Annotated in this window: 20 protein-coding genes; 7 read left to right on the top strand and 13 right to left on the bottom strand. The window is 55.7% G+C overall.

Annotation, left to right across the window (positions count from 1 at the left end; all coding sequences use genetic code 11):
- The first annotated feature begins 174 nt into the window (after positions 1-174).
- Entirely contained in the window at positions 175-756 is a 582-nt protein-coding gene (locus AC27HQ_RS12090; RefSeq protein WP_487156426.1) for a TetR/AcrR family transcriptional regulator, read from the top strand.
- A gap of 44 nt (positions 757-800) precedes the next feature.
- Here the strand turns inward: AC27HQ_RS12090 and AC27HQ_RS12085 are convergent, their stop codons facing one another.
- Positions 801-1,079 (bottom strand): hypothetical protein, encoded by a 279-nt coding sequence (locus AC27HQ_RS12085; protein WP_487156425.1) that lies wholly within the window; start codon positions 1,077-1,079, stop codon positions 801-803.
- A gap of 148 nt (positions 1,080-1,227) precedes the next feature.
- On the opposite strand from AC27HQ_RS12085, the gene AC27HQ_RS12080 reads away from it, so the two are divergent.
- On the top strand, positions 1,228-3,243 hold the full coding sequence (locus tag AC27HQ_RS12080) for a S9 family peptidase (RefSeq protein ID WP_487156424.1): 2,016 nt from the start codon (positions 1,228-1,230) through the stop codon (positions 3,241-3,243).
- A gap of 52 nt (positions 3,244-3,295) precedes the next feature.
- Here AC27HQ_RS12080 and AC27HQ_RS12075 read toward each other — a convergent pair whose 3' ends face one another.
- The 4 genes from AC27HQ_RS12075 to AC27HQ_RS12060 form a co-directional block, all read right to left on the bottom strand.
- Complete coding sequence (locus AC27HQ_RS12075; protein WP_487156423.1) at positions 3,296-6,397, bottom strand: efflux RND transporter permease subunit; 3,102 nt, start codon at positions 6,395-6,397, stop codon at positions 3,296-3,298.
- 4 nt (positions 6,398-6,401) lie between these two features.
- A complete protein-coding gene (locus AC27HQ_RS12070) occupies positions 6,402-7,505 on the bottom strand; it encodes an efflux RND transporter periplasmic adaptor subunit (protein ID WP_487156422.1) in 1,104 nt (367 codons plus the stop codon).
- 132 nt (positions 7,506-7,637) lie between these two features.
- Positions 7,638-8,282, bottom strand: a complete 645-nt coding sequence (locus AC27HQ_RS12065) for a TetR/AcrR family transcriptional regulator (protein ID WP_487156421.1) — start codon at positions 8,280-8,282, stop codon at positions 7,638-7,640.
- Positions 8,283-8,542: 260 nt separating this feature from the next.
- Positions 8,543-10,531: a FimV/HubP family polar landmark protein gene (locus AC27HQ_RS12060; RefSeq protein WP_487156420.1), complete on the bottom strand. Its 1,989-nt coding sequence runs from the start codon at positions 10,529-10,531 to the stop codon at positions 8,543-8,545.
- 322 nt (positions 10,532-10,853) lie between these two features.
- On the opposite strand from AC27HQ_RS12060, the gene cmoA reads away from it, so the two are divergent.
- Together cmoA and cmoB are read left to right on the top strand one after the other, a co-directional pair.
- Entirely contained in the window at positions 10,854-11,594 is a 741-nt protein-coding gene (gene cmoA, locus AC27HQ_RS12055; protein WP_487156419.1) for a carboxy-S-adenosyl-L-methionine synthase CmoA, read from the top strand.
- Entirely contained in the window at positions 11,591-12,565 is a 975-nt protein-coding gene (gene cmoB, locus AC27HQ_RS12050) for a tRNA 5-methoxyuridine(34)/uridine 5-oxyacetic acid(34) synthase CmoB (protein WP_487156418.1), read from the top strand. The genes cmoA and cmoB overlap by 4 nt, the downstream gene beginning before the upstream one ends.
- 2 nt (positions 12,566-12,567) lie before the next feature.
- On the opposite strand, the gene AC27HQ_RS12045 is transcribed toward cmoB, so the two are convergent.
- The 5 genes from AC27HQ_RS12045 to AC27HQ_RS12025 form a co-directional block, all read right to left on the bottom strand.
- The gene (locus AC27HQ_RS12045) at positions 12,568-15,699 is read right to left on the bottom strand and encodes a sensor domain-containing phosphodiesterase (protein ID WP_487156417.1); all 3,132 of its coding nucleotides are present in this window, start codon (positions 15,697-15,699) and stop codon (positions 12,568-12,570) included.
- A gap of 35 nt (positions 15,700-15,734) precedes the next feature.
- Positions 15,735-16,529, bottom strand: a complete 795-nt coding sequence (locus AC27HQ_RS12040) for an acyl-CoA thioesterase (protein ID WP_487156416.1) — start codon at positions 16,527-16,529, stop codon at positions 15,735-15,737.
- A gap of 96 nt (positions 16,530-16,625) precedes the next feature.
- On the bottom strand, positions 16,626-17,312 hold the full coding sequence (locus tag AC27HQ_RS12035) for a hypothetical protein (protein ID WP_487156415.1): 687 nt from the start codon (positions 17,310-17,312) through the stop codon (positions 16,626-16,628).
- Positions 17,299-18,333 (bottom strand): DUF697 domain-containing protein, encoded by a 1,035-nt coding sequence (locus AC27HQ_RS12030; RefSeq protein WP_487156414.1) that lies wholly within the window; start codon positions 18,331-18,333, stop codon positions 17,299-17,301. The genes AC27HQ_RS12035 and AC27HQ_RS12030 overlap by 14 nt, the downstream gene beginning before the upstream one ends.
- A complete protein-coding gene (locus AC27HQ_RS12025) occupies positions 18,333-19,688 on the bottom strand; it encodes a YcjX family protein (protein ID WP_487156413.1) in 1,356 nt (451 codons plus the stop codon). The genes AC27HQ_RS12030 and AC27HQ_RS12025 overlap by 1 nt, the downstream gene beginning before the upstream one ends.
- A gap of 94 nt (positions 19,689-19,782) precedes the next feature.
- On the opposite strand from AC27HQ_RS12025, the gene AC27HQ_RS12020 reads away from it, so the two are divergent.
- A complete protein-coding gene (locus AC27HQ_RS12020; protein WP_487156505.1) occupies positions 19,783-20,175 on the top strand; it encodes an NINE protein in 393 nt (130 codons plus the stop codon).
- 76 nt (positions 20,176-20,251) lie between these two features.
- Positions 20,252-20,608 (top strand): 6-carboxytetrahydropterin synthase QueD, encoded by a 357-nt coding sequence (queD, locus tag AC27HQ_RS12015; RefSeq protein WP_487156412.1) that lies wholly within the window; start codon positions 20,252-20,254, stop codon positions 20,606-20,608.
- Between the two features lie 20 nt (positions 20,609-20,628).
- On the opposite strand, the gene AC27HQ_RS12010 is transcribed toward queD, so the two are convergent.
- Entirely contained in the window at positions 20,629-21,000 is a 372-nt protein-coding gene (locus AC27HQ_RS12010) for a glutaredoxin family protein (protein WP_487156411.1), read from the bottom strand.
- A gap of 81 nt (positions 21,001-21,081) precedes the next feature.
- Here AC27HQ_RS12010 and AC27HQ_RS12005 point away from each other — a divergent pair, with 81 nt between their 5' ends.
- Positions 21,082-21,324, top strand: coding sequence for a DUF3820 family protein (locus AC27HQ_RS12005; RefSeq protein ID WP_487156410.1), 243 nt, complete (start codon positions 21,082-21,084; stop codon positions 21,322-21,324).
- On the opposite strand, the gene AC27HQ_RS12000 is transcribed toward AC27HQ_RS12005, so the two are convergent.
- Positions 21,317-21,610, bottom strand: coding sequence for a YcgL domain-containing protein (locus AC27HQ_RS12000; RefSeq protein WP_487156409.1), 294 nt, complete (start codon positions 21,608-21,610; stop codon positions 21,317-21,319). The two genes, AC27HQ_RS12005 and AC27HQ_RS12000, sit on opposite strands and share 8 nt — an antisense overlap.
- Entirely contained in the window at positions 21,607-22,752 is a 1,146-nt protein-coding gene (rnd, locus tag AC27HQ_RS11995) for a ribonuclease D (protein WP_487156408.1), read from the bottom strand. The genes AC27HQ_RS12000 and rnd overlap by 4 nt, the downstream gene beginning before the upstream one ends.
- Positions 22,753-22,875 lie beyond the last annotated feature (123 nt).

Here is a 22,875-nt window from a genome sequence, read left to right as displayed (position 1 = left end):
TATTGCCTGAAACCTGCTGCCCGCGTCGGGGTAAAGACAAAAAAAACTCGCCTGAAAAGGTTCAAAGTCGTACCCTATCCAGACTACATAGGTCGATTTGAAGCACTCTGCCTGCTTCTTCAGCGTTGTCCTTCGTAACCCGCCATCAGGATGTCAACAAGGGGGTTCCCCAGAGTGGAAAGTACCAACATATCCAAAGAAGCCGCGACACAGCGCCTGGTTATCTTTCGCGCCGCAGAAGCTATTGTCAGCGAGCTAGGCGCATCACAACTGACCTTTACCAGCCTTAGTGAACGCAGTGGTATCGATACAGCGCTGCTTGAATCACTGTTCCCCAACCGCGAAGCACTGCTATCCGATATGATCGAGCACCGACTCGAGCGTTTCAGGGTGCGCTGGCAAGCTTATGAAAGCGTCCTGCCGGACGAGCCCATGCGTGAGCTCAAAGCCTTGCTGCTGAGTAATCTGAGCGAGTCAAACGAAGAAAAGAATCTCGATTCGGCCATTCTGGCCGCGGCTGCAAGTAACCCTGCACTACTGCAAACCACTTCAGATGATGTTCAGGGTCTATTCAACATCCTGGCGGAATCGCCCCTGGGTCTGGCCCAGGCAAGTATTCTGTTCTTTTCCGTGCGCGGTTACCGGCTCTTCGAACAAATTGGCATTTGTCCGATGACCGACGTTCAGCGCAGCGAGTTTCAGGAACAGGTCATGCGCCTGGCGCGTATGCTTTACGAACAGAAAAGCGAGCTCTGAGCTATCAGACCGGCCGCATTCAGCGGCCGGTTATCCTGCCGCAATCAGGCGTGTTCCAGCTGCCTGCGACGATACCCAATTCCAGCCCTAATGACTGCGTATACCAGATAGGCCGCCATGGCCAGAGACATGAACATGGCCATTGCAGCCAGTGCCCGTCCCTGATTGTCACCCGTATCAAGAATGGTATCCAGCAACCAGACAATAATCGCCGGCGCCTGAACTGGCTCAGCAGGATTCACCTGTAAGGGGGTTAAGAGCAGCACCGCCATGATCAGCCACAGGGGTTCACGCACATACCACAAGCGTATCCAGGCGGTCATTTTCCACCACACCAGCCACCCACAGACGGATGCCCCCAGGTAGAAAAGCCACAGGTTTTGGTACTCGGACTCATTGAACATCAGGCAACCACCGATCAGCTTTCATGTGCCGCTATAATAACGGTTTTAACTCCAGAGTCCCAAGCCGATGCCATTAACAACACGTCGTGATCCAAGTACCGACCCCTATGCCTGGCTTGAACAGCGTGATGCGCCTGAGGTACTGGCTTATCTTGAACAGGAGAACAAGGCGACTGAAGCCTGGTTGGCCAGCCACAATGACAATCGAACCACACTCTTTGAGGAAATTCGCGCACGAATTCGCGAGACCGATCTGTCACTGCCCGGCATCTGGGGCCCCTGGTTGTACTACCAACGAACAGAGACAGGGGACGAATACCCGCGTTATTACCGATGCACTCGCCGTGCCGATCACAGTCTGGAGGTGGACACCGAGACCGAACAGTTACTGCTCGATCTTAACCTGCTTGCAGGTGAAGACTTTCTGCAACTGGGCGAGTATGCCATCAGTCCGGACCATCGATGGCTGGCGTACAGTCTTGACCAGACCGGCGATGAGATATATCGCCTTTATCTCAAGCAGCTTGATTCTGGCTTGATCAGCGAATTGCCACTGGACAATGCAGACGGCAGCCTGGTCTGGGCGGCGGATAGCCAGCATCTGTTTGCCATTTCCCTGGATGACAGCGCTCGCCCTTCAGACCTCTGGCGCCTGAGCCTGGATGCCGAGCCGACCCATGTATTGCATGAAGCTGACCAGGGCTTCTATCTACATGTCTATCGCAGTAGCTCGGAGCAATGGCTGCTGCTCCACAGTGCCAGCAAGAACACATCGGAAATCCGTCTGATCCCGGCTGATCAGCCGCTGGCTGAGTGGCATCTGATCGAACCAAGGCAAGTCGACCATGAGTATCATGCGGACCATGGCCCTGACGGCTTGGTGATTCGCAGCAACAGCGCAGGCGAAAACTTTGCGCTGTATCTGGTGGACCCTGAGCAACCACAGCAGCCAGGCTGGCAGTGTATTGCCAGCCTCGACCCGGATCGCACACTGGAAGATTTCAGTGTGCAACAGGCCGGACTGCTACTGCATTACCGTGACCGGGGGTTGATTTGCCTGGAGGTCAGACCAGCCCAGGGACAAGCCTACCAGCTCAGTATGCCCGATGAGGTTTTCAGCCTGCATGTCCAGGGCGGTGAGGAATACACCAGTCCGATCATTCGGTTGCGCTATGAATCGCTCAACCGACCTGCTGAAATCCGCGCACTGGACATAGTCACAGGCACGCAGCAGATACTCAAACAAACCCCGGTAGAAGGCCCCTTTGATCCTGAGGATTATCTGGTCAGCCGGCTCTGGGCAACCAGTCCCGATGGTGTGTCTGTGCCTGTAAGCCTTATTCGGCATAAGAGTTGCGTCAGCCGCCCAGAGCCAGCACCACTTTATTTATATGGCTATGGCGCCTATGGCGCGAGTATGGACCCTTGGTTCTCGCATGCCCGCCTGTCATTGCTGCAACGTGGCTGGGGTTTTGCCATCGCCCATGTACGCGGTGGCGCCGAACTGGGAGAGGGTTGGTATCGCGCAGGCAAACTGGAACACAAGCACAACAGCTTCAGCGATTTTATTGCTTGCGCAGAAGCGCTTGTTGCACTGGGCGTAACCGCGCCAGATCGACTGGTTATTGCTGGAGGCAGCGCTGGCGGCTTGCTGATTGGCAACGTGATCAATCAACGTCCCGGGTTATTCGCGGCAGCTGTCGCTGACGTCCCCTTTGTTGATGTATTCAACACCATGAACAAGCCGGAGCTTCCCTTGACCATTGGCGAGTATGAAGAATGGGGAGATATGCGCGACCCGCAGGTTGCAGAGCGCGTGCGCAACTATGCTCCTTACGAGCAGGTAAAGGCTCAGGCCTACCCTGCCCTGTTTGTCACAGCGGGCTACCATGACGTTCGGGTACAGTACTGGGAAGCGGCAAAATGGGTAGCCAAACTACGCTTCTGCAAGACAGACGACAATCCGCTTCTGTTGCGCACCCAGATGGGCGCAGGACACGGCGGAGCCAGTGGCCGCTATCAAGCCATACGTGAAATTGCTGAAGAGTACAGTTTTCTGCTGGCAGTGATTCAGCCGCACTGACAGACAGTCTCGCGCCTTGCGCAGGCACTTGGCGAGACTGTCTGGCGCCGATTTACTTTCGCGACCTGTTACGCCGGTCTTCCAGTAACATGAAGAACACCGGCACAAAAATCAGCGCGAGCGAACTGGCAGCGACCATGCCACCCACTACCACTGTCCCAATCTCCTGACGGCTGACAGCTCCGGCGCCGCTACTGAATGCCAGCGGCAAACTACCAATGATAAAGGTCAGCGCAGTCATCATGATCGCGCGGAAACGTTGCCGCGCTGCAGTCAAGGCTGCATCGAAGGGGGTCATGCCGTTTTTGCAGTTCTGCGCCGCAAACTCGACAATCAGAATGGCATTCTTCGCCGCCAGACCAATCAATACCAGCAGCCCGACCTGAAAGTAGATGTCATTCGGGAAGCCTCGCAGCATCGATGCCAGCACGGCTCCAAAGACACCAAAGGGCACTGCGGTAGCGACCGCCAACGGCAAACTCCAGCGCTCATATTGTGCAGCGAGGATCAGGAACACCATCAGGATACCCAGCGCAAAGGCAATGCCACCCGAGGAGGCCGAGGCCAGCAACTGGTATGCCTCTCCGACCCAACCCAACTGGGATTGCGGACCAAGCGACTGCATACCAATTTCCTGCATGGCCATCAGGGCCGCAGCCGTGTTGTAGCCGGGTGCTGGATCGGCGCTGATCTTGGTGGCTGGGTACAGGTTGAAACGACTGACACTGTCGATCCCTTGCGTGCGTTCAAGCTCGACAACGCTGGACAAGGGCACCAGCTCACCAGAACCAGACCTTACATAGACTTTGCGCAGATCATCCGGATGGCTGCGGAACTCGCCTTCGGACTGCATGTTGACCTGCCAGTTTCGCCCCTGCAAGGTGAAGTCATTGACATAGAGGGCACCAAAAGTACTGCGCATGGTGACAAAGATGTCATTGATACCAATGCCCATGGACTTGGCCTTGTCCCAATCGACCCGCGCGTTGTAACGCGGCACACCGACATCCACAGCCGCACGCACGTTGGTCAATTCGGGGCGTTCACGCGCGGCTTGAAGGAGTGCATCGGCCTCCGCCTTGAGCCGCTGCGGATCACTGTTACCGCGCAACTGCAGATAGCCCTCCACCCCACCGGTTAACGACAGGCCATTAATGGGTGGCGGAACAAAGGCAAACACATTGGCCTCCTGAATGCCCGCACCCAGACCCGCTATACGGTTGGCAACCGATTGGGCACTCTGCTCCGGACCAGGCCGCTCACTCCAATCAATCAGGGTAATGAAGGCGACACCGGTGTTGGTGCGCAGGCCGCGGTTCAGAATGTCGAAGCCGGCAAAACTGGTGATGCCTTTCGTTTCAGGCATATCGACAACAGCATTGCTGACTACCTCACGAACCTCCTCGGTCCGCCCCAGGGCCGAAACGGGTGGCAACTGGAATACCGCCAACAGAAAGCCCTGATCTTCCTGAGGCACCAGGCCTGTGGCCATTCTGTCGATTAAAAAAACGGTGGAACCTATCAACAGCACAAACAGGGCAAAAGCTATCCGGGCATGCCTGAGCATCCAGCCAACCACGGCAGTAAAACCATCGGTCAGCCGATCAAAGCCATTATTAAACCAGGCAAAGGCCGCTGAGGGCTCAGTCTGTTTGCGGTCAAGCAGGATGGCACACATAGCCGGCGTCAACGTCAGCGCGACCACACCGGAAATCGCCACAGAGACGGCAATGGTTACGGCAAACTGGCGATACAGCTCACCACTCAAGCCATCAAGAAAAGCCACCGGGGCAAAGACCGCGACCAGCACCAAGGTAGACCCCACAACAGCACCGGCGACTTGCTGCATGGTTTTACTGGCGGCCTGATAGCTGGTCATGCCTTCTTCCTTGATCAGGCGCTCGGCATTTTCCATGACGATAATGGCGTTATCCACGACCACACCGATAGCCAGAATCAACCCAAACAGAGTCAGCAAGTTGACGGAGAAGCCAAAAACAGCCATACCCGCAAAGGTACCAATCAACGATACTGGAATAGCCACCAAGGGTATCAGGGTGGCTTTCAAATGCTGCAGGAACAGGAAGGTGACCAGAACCACCAGGGCCAGGGCCTGCAACAGGGTAATGATGACTTCTCGAATGGACACATCGATAAAAATCGTGGTGTCGTAGGGAATATCGTAACGCAGATCACCCGGAAAGTTATCCGAGATCCGCGCCATTGCTTGCCTGACGTTCTCAGCCGTATCCAGTGCGTTGGCACCCGGCTGTAGATAAATTCCGATCGGCACAGATGACTTGGCGTTGTAGGTGGCGCTGAAGTCATAACTTTGTGCACCCAACTCGGCACGGGCCACATCCCCAAGACGCAGAGTGCGGCCATCCACGTCACTGCGCAGAATAATTCGTTCAAAATCCTCAGGGGTGACCATACGACCCGGCGTACTGACGCTGTAGGTAAAGGCTTGTCCCGGCGGAGAAGGTTCCGCCCCTATTCGACCCGCAGCAAACTGGGCATTTTGCTCGCGCAGCGCATTGGCTACATCACTAGGCGTCATTGCGAATTCGGCCAGTTTGTCCGGACGCAACCAGATGCGCATGGAGTAATCCTGAGCACCAAAGAGCGCCGCATTACCGACACCGGGCAAACGGACCAGCTCATCCAGCACGTTCAGCAGGGCATAATTGCTGATATCCAAGGTCCCTAGCTGTTCGCTGGCTGATGACAGGGTAATAACCTGCAGGATCGAGGTAGAACGCGCCTGGACCTGCACGCCGAGATCACGTACTTCCTGCGGCAAACGCGCCGTGGCCCGTTGCACACGGTTGTTAACGTCAATGGTCGCCTGATCCGGATCAGTACCGATCTTGAAGTAGATGGTCAGCTGCATGGCTCCTGAATCGGCACTGTAGGACTCCATATACAGCATGTCATCAACCCCGTTGATGGCCTGTTCCAGAGGCGCAGATACCGTATCAGCAATAACCTGAGCACTGGCACCTGGATAGTTGGCCTGAACCACGATTTGCGGTGGAACAACATTGGGATACTGCTCAACAGGCAGTTGGGTCAGCGCAGACCCCCCGGCAATCAAAATCAGAATCGACAGCACCGTTGAAAAAATCGGCCGATCTATGAAGAACTGCAGCATAGCGTTACTCCTGCACCTGATCAGCGTCCGCAGACGGCGGGTTTGTCACGCGCACAGGAATACCCGGCTGGATAGCGACCTGACCATTGACCACGACACGGTCACCTTTACTCAATCCTTCACTGATGATCTGCCGTTGACCAATCACCGGACCCGGTTCGACCTGACGCAACTCAACCACATCGTTGCTGTCCAGAACATACACCATGGGTCCCTGTGCATTGGCCCCAACGGCCTCGGTGGGCACCATGATCTCGTCACGGAAACGGCGCAATACCAGGCGTACGCGAACAAACTGACCCGGAATGAGCTGACGGTCGGGGTTGTCGAAGATCGCCCGCAGGGTGATGGTTCCGGTTGCACTGTCAACACTGCTGGAGGTGAAATCAATGGTACCGGTCAAGGGATAAACCGAGCCGTCTGCCAGCTCCAGCGTCACTTCCCTGCCCAGGCTTTCGTCAGCCAGTTGCGACGCCCGCTGCACAGCCGCGTCCTTCTCCGGCAGGGCAAAAATCACATGGACCGTGTCCTGTCTAACCAGCGTAGTCAGCAGTGTTCCCACCGCCAGCACACTGCCTTCTGGCAGGACTTCAAGACTCGTGGTGCCGTCCATAGGGGCTCGCACCTCGGTATAGGACAGATTCAACTCGGCTTCATCCACACGGGCTTCTGCTTCGTCCAGAGCGGCTCGGGCAAAATCCAGCTGAGTCAATGCACGGTCACGTTCGCTGGCACTCAAGGCGCCACGATCGTACAACTGCTTGGCGCGCTCCCAATCACGCTCAGCCTGGGCCACCTGGGCACGCGCATTGGCGCGTGCGGCACGGGCCTGATCAACCAGCACCTGCAAGGGTTGAGGGAAAATCCTGAATAAAACATCGTTCTTCTCTACATCTGCGCCCTCACGATGGGCGCGTTCCTGCAGAACACCGGATATCCGAGTACGCACCTCGACCTCACGTGCACCTCTTACCCGCGCAGGGTACTCCTGTAACTGATCGGCACTGCTGCGCTCGATGACCTCAATGGTGACCTGTGGGTCTGGTCGGCCACCACCCTCACCGCCATCCTCATTGCCGCATGCAGAAATCAACAATGTAAGGGTCATAAACCCGGCACAACGCAGCAAGAACGAGGGTCGCAACGAATCAATGATGGGATAGGATCTGTGCATGGTGTTGTGCGCTCAAAAGGCCAATTGTATTAAAGGAAAATTATTCAATCTGACGACAGCTTGAGACTAGTCGCTGGTGCCAGTCGCTGCCGATGTCAGCATGATGCCGCCCAGAAGCATGTCCAAAAGTTCACTTGCCATGCTCTCCAGCGAGGCATTACGACCTGAAATGCGATTAACCAAAACGCTTCCATAGGCTAGATTGCCAATCGCATCAAGGATCAGCTCAGGATCTTTAATCCGTGTTCGACCACTGTCTATCAGGCGCTGATAGACCTGAATCCAGTTTTGTCTGTGTAGCTCGGTGTAAACAAAATATCGGGGCTTGCTCAACCGCCCGAACTCAGCACATTCATGGACAAAAAGCTCTATCGCGTGTGGATGAGCCTGAAAAAACTGCATGTAAGCAAAAAAAGCCCGGCGCAGATGTTCAAGCGGATCATCTATACCGATAACGGCATCATCAACCTGCTGGGTCAGGCGCTGCATGACGTTGTCAACTGAAGCCTGGAACAGCTCATCCTTGGTCGGGTAAAAGCGGTAGACAGTCCCTTTGCCTACGCCAGCACGATCAGCAATGACTTGCACGTCCGTGCAGCGAAACCCGTACTCAGAAAAAACGCTTATGGCTGCCGCTAAAATTTCCTCGCAGCGCTCGGAAGCAGGTTTGCGAAGACGCTTTGCAGCTTGATCAGCAGGAATGGCAGGCATGGAAATCTCACGGACTGACGCGTCAGTCCGCTATTTAATGGCATGCGTCGAAACGATTCAAGTAGCAGGAAAGCAAAAGACTGTTGCAGGGTATTCAGTCCAACCGATATCTATGGGGTCTTGCCCCGACGGCCAGCGAGGCTACAGGGCAATCTAAAGATCGTCCAAAGTACATAAACGCATTAAACCCAGAACCTGAAAGCACTTACACCTGGCACAGGTCCTATGGTTAGAACACAGCTTCAATATCGGCGCAAAATCTAACTCTTGTCTTTTCCGCTCTCACCAAAGTGATGTTCTTCCAACTCTTCAACATCAGGAAGCTCATGCAAGCTACTTTCGAAGCTATCATCCAGCTCCTCATCCACGCTTCCCTGGGCACTACCTTGCTCGGTCTTCTTGCGCAGCGGCTCTGGCTCAAGCGCATCAATCAGATCCCAATCCGGATCCAGGGTGAAGTCGTTCAAATTCAGCTGACTGGTGTTGTCATCGATGTAGTTATCCTCCGGCAGTGAAGGGTCAACAGCCCCCTCCTCCAGCATCGGATCAAGATGATCAATCTGCTCCACCAGCTCATCGTCACCGGCAAACAGGCTGGTGAAGCGCGAGCGAATGCGCAAGCCTTCCGAGCGGTCGCCGGACAACTCGAGAATCCGCTGCTCTTGTTGCAAAAAGGCCGGTTTGTCACCCATCTCAGCCAATACCCGCAGCAAGCGGTGGTGTAACTCCAGCCTTTGAGGGTTCTCGTCAATGGCCTTTTCAAGGAGTGTTCTCGCTTCGGCAAAGCGGCCATAGGTGATGTACAACTCAACGCCGTCCAGCGGATCGACCGGTGGTTTAGGCACTGCCGGTGATACAACAGGACGCGCGATCACCTGTTCAGCCTCGGATTCAGGCGCAGAAACACTGGTGGCCATGCCCGCAGCCAGCTCATTGCCAGGCACGGATTTAGCGTCGCGACGTCGCAGCATGCGTATCAGCAAAAGCGCAATCAGCACCAGCGGAATAGCGAACCAGGCAGCCCAAAACGAACGACTGGAGCTCGACTCGTCAACCTGAGCGGGAAGCGGCTCAGCATTAACAGCCCCTGGCACGGGATTATCACCGGAACCGACGGGGTCAGAGCCTGAGCCTGGCCTAGTCCCACCCGAACCGGATACCGCGGCACCGGCCAGCGTTTCCTCGCTGCTCGCCTCGGCAGCACGGGCTGCATGTAATACATCCAACTCAGCCTGCAGCGCAGCGATACGTGCATCACGCTCCTCGAGTTCGCCGAGCAGTACATTGAAGCGCGTCTCAAGCGCCATCAAGCGGCTGTACACTTCAGCGGTTTCTGTCTCGACATCACTGACCGGAACATCCTCAATCCGCAATCGTCCAGTACCAAGTGTGTCGACCGCGACGGGTGGTTGCACTCCGAGCGCCGGTTGCCCTTGATCAACGCCAGAGTCAGGTGCGCTGGCAGGCGGTCTGACCACAGGGGTTGCAAGCGAACGAGTGTCAGCGTTTGATACCAACTGCTCAATAGTCGGCAAGACAAGACGTTGGCCAAGGCGCAGACGATTGATATCGCCATCAATAAAAGCCTGTGGGTTCAGTGCGGCAATGGCCAGCATGGTTTCCCGCACCGATGCATCTGGATGGGGCCGCTGACGGCTGGCTATTTCCCAGAGCGTATCACCTGACGCTGTTGTGTAATGCGCCGCACCCGGCTGCGGTTGCAAATCCGGCAAGGTCGGACGTGCTGGCGCAACGCTTTGGGCCGAACTGCGAACAGCTTGTCTGGGTTGCACCGGCAGGTTGATTGCCGCGCTAGTAACAGCGGGGCTGGCCACTACCGCCTGCGGGTTATACAAGGGCGGATCAAGCAACAGGGTATATTCCCTGAGCATGCGGCCATTGGGCTGCCTCAGCTCGACCAGAAAGTTCAGGTAGGGCTCACGGATGGGGCGTGTAGATTGCACTTTGAAATACAACCGATTGCCTTCCTGTACAGGAACAAATCGCAGATCGGTGAGAAAAAAGGGACGCTCAATGCCAGCATTATCGAAGGCACCCTGTCCAGCCAGCGAGATCACCACATCCTGGGCTGAAACGCCTTCGCCCCCCTGAAGATAAAGGGTAGCGCTCAGAGGCTGGTTCAACGCTGATTCAAGCCGCAGCTCGCCCAGACCCAAGGCATTGCTGACGCCAACATATAAGCTGGCCAATGTTGCTACACCGGCAATCACGTGGCGCTTCACTGCCATACCCTATCCTCTTTTCCGTGACTCAAGTCAGTGCCAACCTTCTCGTCATGTCGCTGCTCAATCAGTAAAGCCGTTACCACGCTGCCTCACGAGAAGGAGCATTATGCCATCCACTGGCATTCTAACAACATCACACATAGCAAAGCATAGTTAAAAGCCGTCTAAAACCAAGCGACACCAGCAAAAATGACACATTTTTGACTAAACCGAGTAAACACTCATCTTGAGCCTTTACCGCAGTCAAGCAAGGCATCAGACATCCTGTCAAGTTCAGCCACATGGGTTAAAATACGATTCTTATTCCCAAGATACGAACGACGCCATGACCGAGGTTGACAAGCTGTTCTCCAACCCACTGCCTGTGATCAGCGATTTTGTTTTTGATGACAACGTTGCCAGGGTATTCCCGGACATGATCAAACGTTCCGTTCCCGGCTATCCGACTCTCAGTGAAAGCACCGGCCTGATTGCTGGGCAGTATGCACAAGAAAACAGTCTGATTTATGACCTGGGCTGTTCCCTGGGCGCGTCGACACAATCCATGCGCCGCCATGTGCGAGCCAACGGTTGCCAAATCATGGCTGTCGATAACTCCAAAGCCATGAGCGCGCGCTGCCATGAGTATCTCCAGGCCCAGAACGCGATGATCGAGGAGCTGACACCGGCACAGGTGCTATGCGCCGACATAATCAGCCTCGACCTTGAACCCTGCAGCGTTGTGGTCATGAATTTCACCCTGCAGTTCGTTCCGCCGGACAAACGCCTTGCCCTGCTGCAAAAAATCCACTCTGCCCTGCTGCCCGGCGGTCTGCTGATACTCTCGGAAAAAATCACATTCGCGAACCCTGCAACCCAGGACTGCCTTGAGCAATTGCACTATGCCTTCAAGCGCGCCAATGGCTACAGCGAGCTGGAGATTGCCCAGAAACGCACCGCCATAGAAAACATCATGCTGCCCGACACCCTTGAAACCCACTTTTCCCGACTGACCCAAGCCGGTTTCAGTCACAGCCACAGCTGGTTCCAATCCCTGAATTTCTGCTCATTACTGGCTCACAAGTGATCGACTACAACGCTCTCTATGCACGTCTTGAAGGCACCCCTTTGGCCAAATGGCTGGAGGTTCTTCCTGTCTCTCTGGAACAACGCCTGAATAGCATTCAACATGGCGACCTGCAGCGCTGGTCGGCGTGCATTGATCGACTCCCTGAGCCCTTGAATGTCCACCACGAGCTGGCCAATGGCGTCAGCATCGGTCTGGCCAGCGATCTATCTACACAGCAACAGGCTGATTTGCTCAGCGCACTGCAGGGCTTGCATCCCTGGCGCAAGGGCCCTTTCCAGCTGTTTGGTGTGCATATTGACTGTGAGTGGCGCTCTGACTGGAAGTGGGACAGGGTTGCTCGCCACCTTAATCTGCACGGCAAGCGCGTTCTGGATGTCGGTTGTGGTAATGGCTATTACATGTGGCGGATGTGGGCGGCCGGGGCCGATATGGTCGTTGGCGTAGACCCTAATCTGTTGTTTTTTCATCAGTTCAGAGTCATGCAGCGCTACTTGCCGACAGTACCCGTCTGGCAACTACCCTTTACCCTGGAAGACCTGCCTGAACCCAGCGGCGGCTTTGATACGGTCTTCTCCATGGGGGTTCTGTACCATCGCCGCTCACCAATAGATCACCTGTTGCAGCTCAAAGCCTGTCTGAAGCCAGGCGGCGAACTGGTGCTGGAAACCCTGGTGGTCGAGGGCGATGAACAGCAATGTCTGGTGCCTGAAGATCGCTATGCGCAAATGCGCAACGTCTGGTTTTTACCCTCGGTCAGGCTACTGGAAAGAATGTTACGGCGCAGCGGTTACAGCGACGTCAACTGTATAGACCTGAGCCAGACAACGGCGGATGAACAACGCAGTACGGAATGGATGCGCTTTCAATCACTACCGGACTTTCTCGATCCTGAAGACAGTAGCCGTACCGTTGAAGGCTACCCTGCGCCACTTCGGGCAACGCTGACAGCCCGACGTCCTCTGGGCTGAGGTTACTGTGACTCGAGCCAGGTGGTGAGCTGTGCTGCTGGCAAGGCCTGAGAGAACAGAAAGCCCTGGCACAGGTCGCAGCCGCGTCCCTGCAGAAAGCGCCACTGAGCTTCGGTCTCGACACCTTCAGCCACCACCTTAAGATGCATGTTGGCAGCCAGATCGAGGATAGTGGTTACCAGTTGATTATCCTCGGTGCGCTGCGGAACCCCTGCCAGAAAGCTCTTGTCGATTTTCAGCTTGTCCAGCGGGAAACGCCGCAAATAAGCCAAGGAAGAATAGCCGGTACCAAAATCATCGATGGCCAGAGCGACTCCCAGCTTTTTCAACTGCCGCAAAGTTTGCTCGCCCTGCTGCACATTGGTCATCAGCGCGCTTTCCGTGATTTCCAGCTCCAGCATATTGGGTGGCAGCTCGGCATCTTCCAAGGCTGACTTAACCAATGCGACCACATCCTGCTGGATAAACTGTCGCGGCGACAAGTTTACGGCCATGACATCCAGCCCCAACCCCATGTGCTGCCAGATGCTCGCCTGACGACAGGCTTCGTTCAACACCCAATGGCCAATCTGCACAATAAGACCATTCTGTTCAGCCAGAGGAATAAAGCGGTCAGGCGGAATAAGGCCGTGTTCCGGATGGCGCCAGCGCAAAAGCGCCTCAACACCAATAGCGCGCCGACTTCTGACTTGAATCAAAGGTTGATAATGCAGTTCGAACTCATTGTTTTCCAATGCCTTTCTCATACCGCGCTCAAGCTCAAAACGCTGATGTGCCTCTTCGGTCATGGCCCGCGAATAGCCACAGACTTGATCTCGACCGGTATTCTTTGCTGTATCCATTGCCGCGTCAGCATTGCGCACAAGATCGGCCGCCGTGATCCCATCCCGTGGATAACAGGCATAACCGACACTGGCACCGATATACATTTCGCGCCCATCACCCAGCACTATGGGAGTACGCATAGCTTCGCAGAGGCTCTCACCCAAACGCATGACCTGGTCCGAACCCAGGCCAGGCGTAATGATCAGAAACTCGTCGCCGCCCAAACGCGCAAGCAAATCGTCTTCCCGGGCGCAGGCCCGGAGTCGCTCGGCCGCCTGACGCAGTACTTCATCGCCAACGGCATGCCCGAGGCTGTCATTGATGGCCTTGAATCTGTCCAGGTCAGCATATAAAACCGCCAACTGGCCACCCTCGGCAGCGGCACTTTGGACCGCCTGCTCGAGGCGCAATGTTGCCAGGGTACGATTGGCCAATCCGGTCAGGCTGTCAAAATGGGCCATCTGTTGTAACTGTTGCTGACTGCGCTCCTGCCCACTCAAATCGCTGAACATGACAATATAGCGACTGGCCCGTCCATCCTCGGCACTGACTGCGGTCGCAGTAACCCAGATTGGCACATCTTTTTTGTCGACACTGTCGAACAGTGCCTCACCCTGCCAATAGCCTGATCTAGCCAGGCGCTTGAGCAAGCGTCGGGCAAAAGCCGACTTGCCCGGCTCACGCCCATGGACCATGGGTCGCCGATTGAGCACCTTGGCAGCAGGTGTCCCGGTGATATCACTGAAGGCTGGATTGACCTTGATGATGCGAAAACGCCAATCCATAACCATCATGCCTTCGCGGCTGCTCTCAAAAACCGCCGCAGCCTCCTTGAGGGCCTGTTCATGGCGCTTGCGCTCACTGATGTCTTCGGTAATAAGCACATAAAAAAGCGCCTTGCCCTCAGCATCCTTGACCAGGGTAGCGGTCAGGCTGACCCAGCCGTCCTGCCCAAGATTATTGTTGAAGCGTGCTTCTGTGATGAATTGACTTTCAACACCTTCAAACAGCTTACGCAAGTGATGACTGACGCGCAGACTGTCATCGGGGTGCAGCAATTCATCCGGATCAACGACTTTGAGTTGCTCTGCCGTATAGCCCGTAGTCCTCAAATAACAGGGGTTGGCACTGATAAAGCGCCCTTCGGGTGAGAGCAGCAGCATGCCGACCGCAGCATGCTCAAAGATGGCGGAAAAGCGTCGCTCGGTTGTTTCGCGTTCTATTGCGAGGCGGGACTTCTGAACCACCAGCGCGGACAACCGGGTAAATTCACTCAACAACTGCAATTCCTGCTCATCAGGCAGGCGCGTTTCATTTGAATAAACGGCAAAAGAACCCAGAACCCGTCCGTCCGGGTCGGAAAAAGGCGTAGACCAACACGCCAGCACACCACCCAACTCTGCCAGAGGCTGGTAGTCGCGCCACAAAGGGTCATGCCGCACATCACTGGCAAAAACCGGCCTGCCGCGCGCTACGGCCGTGCCGCAGGAACCGACGCCCTCTCCCGGCACGACGCCGTTCAGCGCCAGAATGTAAGCGGCGGGCATACTGGGTGCTGCCAAGGTATGCAAGGCCCCGTCGTCCTCGCCAACTTCCAGGATCGATACTCGCTGACCCGGCTGCAGGCGCTCCCACTCAAGGGCAAGCTGCTCCATCATGTACTGCAAACCAGCGTGGCTGAGCAGTCCGTCAAACACATTCTGTCGTGCTGCATTGAGCATCGCCTGATCACGCTCAGTCTGGCAGTCATGCAGTGTTGCGATAATAAGCTCACCACTTTCGAGGGTGTCGTAGGGTCTGGCGACCACGTTGCACCAACGATACCGTCCGGACTTGCTCATGACCCTCATATCAGTCTGTAACGCACCCGTCTGCCCCTCACGGACGCCAGTAAGGTAATGTTCAAACGTCTCTCGTTCGTCGGGGTGCAGCAGATCGATGAGTGATTGACCCAGAACAATGTCAGGATTGATACCAGTCATACCTTGCCAGGCCTGGTTCACATAGATAAGCCGGCCACTGAAGGTGCAACGCAGCACCACATCCCTGACGGCCGACATGACCTGGCGATTGCGCACTACAACACCAGCCGCATGCTGCTCAAGCAACACCAGCCGCTGTTCCTGTGCGAGTTGCCGTCTGAATTGCAAAACCAGCAGAACGAGCCCCAGCAAGCTAAGCGCGAACAACAACAGGCCAATCAACCACTTTTGGGTTGTCAAAGCCTGCCACAGACTCACCAGACCCAAAGCAAGAACACACAGGGCCGGATACAGTTTTGGCAAGCTGGCTGTCTTTGTTGTTGTCATCAGCTAGCTCCAGAAAACCCGAAATACCTCAGAAGTCAACCGAATACGGCGACCGTCTGACGGCTTATTGCCACAAGCGTACCATCTTCTTTCCAGACCATGGCTGCAGTATGACCATAGCCATCGCTGGCATGCTCAATACTTGCCTTGTACAGCAACCAGTCGGTGTTGCCAATCCGTGGTTGCGGTTGAACGAACTCAATTGTCCAGGTCAGCGAACTGGCTGGAGCGCGCTCGCGCAGGTGAGGTAAAACCGCAGGTGGCCAGACATCCACCAGACCCAGTATATGCGCCTCATGAATCGCACCCTCATCCTGCCGAAAGCGCATCCAGCCTCCCATGTCGCGTTTGCAACTGTTAGTGAAGGGCAGATCACCAAACGCCCAGCGCAAGCCAAAGTGTTGAATGAACACCGGATTGACGCCCTCGATATAGGGCATTTCCGGACAGTCATGGACTGAGCGAGCCTGGGGTGCCGGCTCGCTTGGTACGTTCACCACCGAGGCGCGACCTGCACCAAAGCTCCCTTGGATAATGCACATGATCTGGCCGTTCTGGCGAGCCATCCCGAGCATTTGAGACACCGCCTTGCCTTCTCGCAGCAACTGCACCTCAACCTGCATGGCTTCCCCCGGCGCCACCGGCCCGACAAAGGTGATGGCCAGTGAACGAACAGGCCTGTCTGGTGGAACCTGGGCACGCATGCCCTGATACACCAGGGCAGCAACAAGCCCACCATAACCGGCCCGCCCTTGCGCCCAACTGGCAGGAATGGTGACTTCAGAAGTGGGTGAGGCATCCAGCGCGACAAGCAGTTCAGCAAAGGTCATTGAAGGGTGTCCTGAAAGGAAAAGGGCATCTTAGGGCATGCCCCATCCGGGACAAAACACCATTGGCAGATAGAATGTCTCGTCATTGTCGCTCAATCAAGCGGCGGATAAACGCAGACCACAAAGCCAGCCCAAGGCAACCCAGGATGCCGGCATATCAGGCCAATCATGCACTCCCAGCCCATCAAGGCCGAGGTCGGACAAACCTGCCCGGGCCAGCAATCGCTCCTGCCACCACCCAAGGTAGGCACCTGAACCCGGTACATGTCTGGCCGCCAAACCGGCGCGCATGCGCATGGGCAAAGAGGCAAAAAGCAGATGATCCACTGCAGCGAATATCTGACGCTCATTTTCCAGGTAGGCCGCTTCGGCTACACTCGGCAGATCCAGTCTGCGCGCCAGAATGACCAATTGCGCCGCATATTCACGATGACTACGCAGGGGATCAAGCTGGCTGCGCAAATCGAGGTGCAGGCGTTCCACCGCTTCAACCAGAGTCATGACCCCAGCCACCGGGGCATCCAGCAACGTCGCTAACCACTGCCGCTGGAGCAAGGACAAGGGCTCCATCAACAGCACCAATTCTGCGCTACTTGAGCCCGGACGCGGCTGCCAATCACTCAGATTACCATCAGGTATCTGCTGCAGACGCTGACACCGCTGCGGCCAGTCGGCTGGCGTCAGTTGCTCTCGTAAATCGTCCCAGCGCACCTGCAACGCCTGCAACTTGGTTTGCAGCCAGCGTTCAGCCAGCCAACGCTGTCGACTTTTATGCCCCGCCATTTTGCTTGCTCCCCAAACGCTCTCGTATCGTTTGAACAATACCGCGGTTGTCTTCAATAAGGGCAAGGTTGTCTCCCTGTGGCACAACACGGCAGATATCCAGGGTAAAGTGCCCAAGCCGAGAACTGTAGAGGCCGATGCCGATACCTTGGCCAATTCGCGCCGCAAGCTTTTCCATCAGTCCCGAAAGAAAGCTGTCGCTCAGTGCACCAATGGCCAGTTCGCTGCCGCCCGCCAGGGCGATATTACGCAGAACATGTCGTGCCAGGCGACAGCGACCCAGTTGACCAACTGGCAACCCATAGTGGCCTGCAATCCGCTGCATCATGCGCATATTGCGCCAAATCACCAGTAGTAGATCAACACTGACCCAAGGACTTGTGGCAACCAGCATGCCGGTGCCAGCTGCCTCACGCCGTATAAGCAGGCGAACTGGCTGATCAATCGACTGATAGAACTCAGTATTCAATCGACGACTGACTTCATCTGCACTATGCGATTGGTCAAGACCAGCACAAGCCGTTTTGAGCTGGGCTCCAAGCGGTGTGTCCTGATACAGCGCCTGAACTCGATCAAGCCAGTCGAGCGCCAAACGCTGGGCGGGATCCTTGAGGGCTTGCTGCATCTCCTTTCGCAGTTGCTCCAACGCCGTCAAACGCAGCCGTTGCTTGCGCAGACCACGCCAGGCAAAAGCGCCACTGCTCAGCAGACTGAGACCCAGACCGGCAGAAATCACGCCGGCAACCGGTTGCCATTGCCATAATGCAATTGACCACTGGCTCCATTCAAAAGCAGCCCCCATCCCAGCAGCCAGCAGCAAGAGTCGCCAGAAGCGACCCGGCCAAGGACTCAGGCTGGATAACGTTAAATCCGGCAGTCCATCAATTGCGGGCTCAGTTCCAGGTGCTGCCGGCGAGTCAAGCGTACCCAGTACCCGGGGATCACTGAAAGCCCGTTCGGAAGGCACTTCCCAACTTTCAAGAATGCGCGGCCCGGAAGCGGCATCGGTTCTTTTCGCCATCAGTATCGGCCCTCGAAGATCCAGCTGATCAGGTCATCCATGCGGTAATGGGGAAAGGGTCTGTTGCGGTGCAGGCCGGGTGGTGGCCGCAGATGCAAAAGCTGCAGACCCGGCATATCCAGATTCAGCGGCAAATGCTCGGGCACCTTGCCGGGCTCATAGCGAACATAAGCCGTTTCGCCAACCAGACCCGCTACCAGTGTGTCGCCGTCCTGCTCGGCAGCGCGCACCGCAGCCAACGGGAAGCCACTGACCTGAACACCGCCGTGTCGGACTTCGGCAATACTGTCGGTTACCAGGTCTTCAAGACACTGCTGCAGTGCACGCTGTTGGACTGGCGCTATCTGATCCACTTTGGTGGCACAGACAGCCATGCGGCTGATGCGGGGTCTGAACAAACGGCTAAACAGGCTGTTGCTGCCATAACGGAAACTGCCCATCACTGACTCCAAAGCGCATTGCAGGTCGTGCAAAGCGTGGCGCCCACCCTGCATGGGGCTGAGCATATCAACCAGGAGTATCTGGCTATCCAATCGGCTGAAATGCTGATCGTAGAAGCCCTTGACGATAAAATCGCGGTAGTAGTTGAAACGCGCTTCACATTGCGCCCACCAGCTACCCACCTGAGCCTGACTGTGACGGTTGGCCGACAACAGCGGGACAAACATCAGCATATCGGCTGCGACACCGGTGCCTGGCAACAGAAAGCGTCCGGGTTGATTTCTCGACAAGCCGGCCTGCGTCTGGCATCGACACATGAAATCAGTCCATTGTCGCGTCAATTCAGCCAATTCTATCGCATCACATGGGCTGCCTGGATCAACGGCCATCAGCGCCGTGCGCATGTTGCCAGCCAGCGTCAGACGCGGTTCCTCAGCCAGCAGTTCGGTCATACGCTCGCACCACTGTCCGTAGCTCATGTTCAAAAGCGGTAAATCAAGCAGCCACTCGCCCGGGTAATCCAGCAACTCCAAACGTACATGTCGGGTGCCAGTGACAGAGCGCAACAGACCTGCAGGGGCAAACTGCAGTTCAATCACCACGCGGGCCAGATCCTTGGTCGAATCTGGCCAGCGCGGCGGCTCCCCGCTCAGGGCTGCCAGAGCATCAAGAAAAGCAAAGGGCTGCTCGACGCCATCACGCAGCCAGCGCACGGATGTCAGACGATCAAAGGGTTTACGTCTGGCCAACAGTCCACGCTGGTGATTCTCAAGCTGGTTGATCAACCCGGTAATAAAGGTGGTCTTGCCAGCGCCGCTCAGTCCGGTAACACCTACACGCAGGGTTTGCGTCGTCACGCGCTCAGCTTGCTCTCGCAGACGCTCCAGCCAGCGCAAATTCTTGATATCAGGCATGCAGTCGCCCCGTAAATCATTTAATGTCTGGTTAAAGAGTTTCAGCCATTGTCTGAAGTATCGCACAGTCCTCAACCTGACCGGAGAGCACACCATGGCCTATTCAGATACGCACAGTAAAGCAATCGGTTATCTGCTGTGGATTTTCGGTTTTATGGGCGCGCACCGTTTTTATTACGGCAAACCCGTTACCGGGACGATATGGTTCTTCACCCTTGGACTGTTCTTTATCGGCTGGATTATTGATCTTTTTCTCATTCCTGCCATGGATCGCGAGGCTGATATCCGCTTCCGTGCCGGTCGTATCAATTTCAACCTGACGTGGGTACTGCTGACCTTCCTGGGTATCTTTGGGCTACACAGATTGTATATGGGCAAGTGGATCACCGCGATTTTGTACTTTTTTACCGGCGGCCTTTTTCTACTGGGCATCCTCTATGATTACTGGACCTTGAACGAACAAATCTCCAGCCGCAATAGGGAGTAAGGCTGGTAATCCGCGCATGATATCGAGGCAATTTGAGGTAGAATCATCTCCCCAATTCATTGCCCAGGAACCCTGAGTGGAAATTTTCAAAGACTTTACCTTTGAAGCCGCGCACCGTCTGCCAAACGTACCTGCAGACCACAAGTGCGGACGCCTGCACGGTCACTCCTTTCAGGTCAGCATTCACATCAGTGGCGAGCCCGACCGGCATACCGGCTGGATCCGGGATTTTTCCGAGCTCAAGCAGATTTTCAAACCCATTTACGATCGGCTTGACCACAATTACCTTAATGATATTCCTGGACTGGAAAATCCAACCAGCGAAGTGCTCGCCAAATGGATCTGGCAGGAACTCAAGCCGCTGTTACCCGAGCTGTGCCAGATTACCATTCGCGAAACCTGCACCAGCGGCTGTATTTACCGCGGTGACTGAGATTAACCTGGGGAATATGCTCAGATATCAGCAAAGCGCTCATGCAGATAGGCGTTGATCGCCTTTGAATCGTAGAGCCAGGTGGCCTCGTCAGCTTCGTCAATACGCAGACAGGGCACCTGAATCTTGCCGCCCTGCTCCATCAATGTTTGCCTGTCCCGCTCATTATTCTTGGCATCACGCAGCACCATGGGCACGTTGAGTTGATGCAAAGTGCGGCGCACGCGTATGCAAAAGGGGCAGAGTCTGAACTGATACAAACTCAGGTTGGCCGCAGCTCGTTCGACCGCAGCCTGGGCTTCTGCACTTCGTTTCTGGGGGCGCGGGCGGGAAATGAAATCGACAAACAGGAACAGATTACCCAAACCGATACGCAGTGCTTTCATTAACATATTGCTTCCTTTTTTTCTGGGCATACTGATCGTCCGGCAGTAGCATGGCGATCCGCATACTGTTCAATTAATCAAAAGCCCATGACCAAGCTGGACCCTCAAGACCTTAATCTGCTGCTTGAACGAACCATGCCCTACGGCAAGTACAAGGGCCGGCTGATTGCCGATCTTCCAGGCCATTATCTGAACTGGTTCGCTCGGGAAGGTTTCCCCAAGGGTGAAACAGGCCGACTGCTGGAACTGATGCAAACACTGGATCACAATGGCCTCAGCTACCTGCTTGAGCCACTGCGCAAAGGGCAATTCGGTGCCCAGTTCAAATAGGGTCGTTGCGGTACAGTAGTTCATCTGGCAAATGCACCAGATAATCCTCTTCCTGGGGTGGCATCTGCAGATGATAGCCTTGCTCCTGCAGGTTGCGCAGTACGGTATTGATATCTTCCCTGGCCAGCTTGCGCTCCGGGGTTAAGACAAGGTCCATGGACAGCTCCGGCTGGCCGAAAAAACCCATCAATGCCTCAGGCAGCTCGGACAGATCCTTTTTCCTAGGCACATAGAGATACATACCAGCCTTGCGTTTGCTCCGATAGATCGAACACATGACCTTCATGCCGGCATCTCCACATCATTGGCTGCGGCGAGCAACTCGGCACCCATCAGCTCACGGCGCCAACCGCTGAGTTCATCCGGCAAATGATAGGGACCAGCTGGATAGCCTGTACGCACCAAGGCCTCGAGAATCTTTTTCCGTAACATCAGTTCAGGTGCCATACCCAGTCGCTCGGCATGCAGCTGGCCAACCTTGCGCAAGCGTTTGAGCAACTTGTTGGCCTCGAGCGGCAATGGATCCGGCAGCGCTGCTGGCCACTCGGACTCCGCAACAGCCTGGCCCTGGCGAATCAGCTCGAGTATCGCCTGTCCATCCTGGCGCACCGTGCGCGGATGCATGTCTTCGATACGCGACAGCGCCTGCAGACTGTCGGGCTGACGCTGTGCTAGTGGCACAAGGGTTTTCTCACGCAACAGGCGGTTACGCGCCTGATCACGTGCCACAGCCTGCTCTTCTCGCCAGCGTGACAACACTTTCAGCACAGCGAGCTCACGAGGTTTGAGCCGCCAGGCCTGTTTGACGCTAGTCCAGGCCAGCTCGGGATCAACGCGCTGCTGGGCCGAAGCAACCGACTCTGCCGTATCTTCAAGCAGCCATGCTTCAAGATCGGCGTTAGCAATCCTGGGCGCCAGCAGCTTATACAGTTCAGCCAGGTGCAGCGCATCAGCAGCGGCATAACGGACCTGGTTTTCGCTCAGGGGGCGCTGCAACCAGTTCGAGCGGGTTTCCTCATTCGACAGCTCGATATCAAGCAGGGTCTTGACCAACCGTGAATACCCCATTGAAAAATCCATACCCAGATAAGCCGCCGCCAGTTGGGTATCAAATAGCGGTAAAGGCGCCACACCACAGAGCTTGAGAAAAACCTCGATATCCTCACCACAGGCGTGCAGCACCTTGACCACATTAGGGTTGCTCAACAGTGCGACCAAGGGAGACCAGTCAGTAATCGCCAGGGGATCGATCAGAAAGGCCTGTTCACCATCACCGACCTGGATCAAGCCAGCAATTGGATAATAGGTTTCAGTGCGCTCGAATTCGGTATCCACGGCGACAAAGGGCAATGTCTGCCAACGACTGCACCAATATGCAAGGTCCTCATTTCGGTCGATCATCAAGGGCGTGGGCAGTAACTCGGTCATAGGCAACCTTTCAATGGCAAGGGCAGAAGTATAACCCATGAAACCCCTGCTCAGGCGTGCATCTGTACAACTGATTCACAGGCGAAAGCCTCAAGATTGATGCGCATCAACCGATATAAATCC

This window comes from Halopseudomonas sp. 4NH20-0008, from assembly GCF_057548395.1.
Note: the sequence above shows the minus strand (reverse complement) of the source record. Positions and strands in the feature narration are given on the sequence as shown.

Excerpts from the sequence above, each read along its gene's own strand:
- AC27HQ_RS12065 (WP_487156421.1), bottom strand. The coding sequence starts at position 8,282 with ATGCCTGCCATTCCTGCTGATCAAGCTGCAAAGCGTCTTCGCAAACCT.
- AC27HQ_RS12045 (WP_487156417.1), bottom strand. The coding sequence starts at position 15,699 with ATGACAACAACAAAGACAGCCAGCTTGCCAAAACTGTATCCGGCCCTG.
- AC27HQ_RS12070 (WP_487156422.1), bottom strand. The coding sequence starts at position 7,505 with ATGACCCTTACATTGTTGATTTCTGCATGCGGCAATGAGGATGGCGGT.
- cmoA (WP_487156419.1), top strand. The coding sequence starts at position 10,854 with ATGACCGAGGTTGACAAGCTGTTCTCCAACCCACTGCCTGTGATCAGC.
- AC27HQ_RS12010 (WP_487156411.1), bottom strand. The coding sequence starts at position 21,000 with ATGTTAATGAAAGCACTGCGTATCGGTTTGGGTAATCTGTTCCTGTTT.
- AC27HQ_RS12060 (WP_487156420.1), bottom strand. The coding sequence starts at position 10,531 with ATGGCAGTGAAGCGCCACGTGATTGCCGGTGTAGCAACATTGGCCAGC.
- AC27HQ_RS12025 (WP_487156413.1), bottom strand. The coding sequence starts at position 19,688 with ATGCCTGATATCAAGAATTTGCGCTGGCTGGAGCGTCTGCGAGAGCAA.
- AC27HQ_RS12075 (WP_487156423.1), bottom strand. The coding sequence starts at position 6,397 with ATGCTGCAGTTCTTCATAGATCGGCCGATTTTTTCAACGGTGCTGTCG.
- AC27HQ_RS12080 (WP_487156424.1), top strand. The coding sequence starts at position 1,228 with ATGCCATTAACAACACGTCGTGATCCAAGTACCGACCCCTATGCCTGG.
- AC27HQ_RS12035 (WP_487156415.1), bottom strand. The coding sequence starts at position 17,312 with ATGGCGGGGCATAAAAGTCGACAGCGTTGGCTGGCTGAACGCTGGCTG.
- AC27HQ_RS12000 (WP_487156409.1), bottom strand. The coding sequence starts at position 21,610 with ATGAAGGTCATGTGTTCGATCTATCGGAGCAAACGCAAGGCTGGTATG.
- AC27HQ_RS12030 (WP_487156414.1), bottom strand. The coding sequence starts at position 18,333 with ATGGCGAAAAGAACCGATGCCGCTTCCGGGCCGCGCATTCTTGAAAGT.
- AC27HQ_RS12040 (WP_487156416.1), bottom strand. The coding sequence starts at position 16,529 with ATGACCTTTGCTGAACTGCTTGTCGCGCTGGATGCCTCACCCACTTCT.
- AC27HQ_RS12085 (WP_487156425.1), bottom strand. The coding sequence starts at position 1,079 with ATGACCGCCTGGATACGCTTGTGGTATGTGCGTGAACCCCTGTGGCTG.
- AC27HQ_RS12005 (WP_487156410.1), top strand. The coding sequence starts at position 21,082 with ATGACCAAGCTGGACCCTCAAGACCTTAATCTGCTGCTTGAACGAACC.
- AC27HQ_RS12020 (WP_487156505.1), top strand. The coding sequence starts at position 19,783 with ATGGCCTATTCAGATACGCACAGTAAAGCAATCGGTTATCTGCTGTGG.
- rnd (WP_487156408.1), bottom strand. The coding sequence starts at position 22,752 with ATGACCGAGTTACTGCCCACGCCCTTGATGATCGACCGAAATGAGGAC.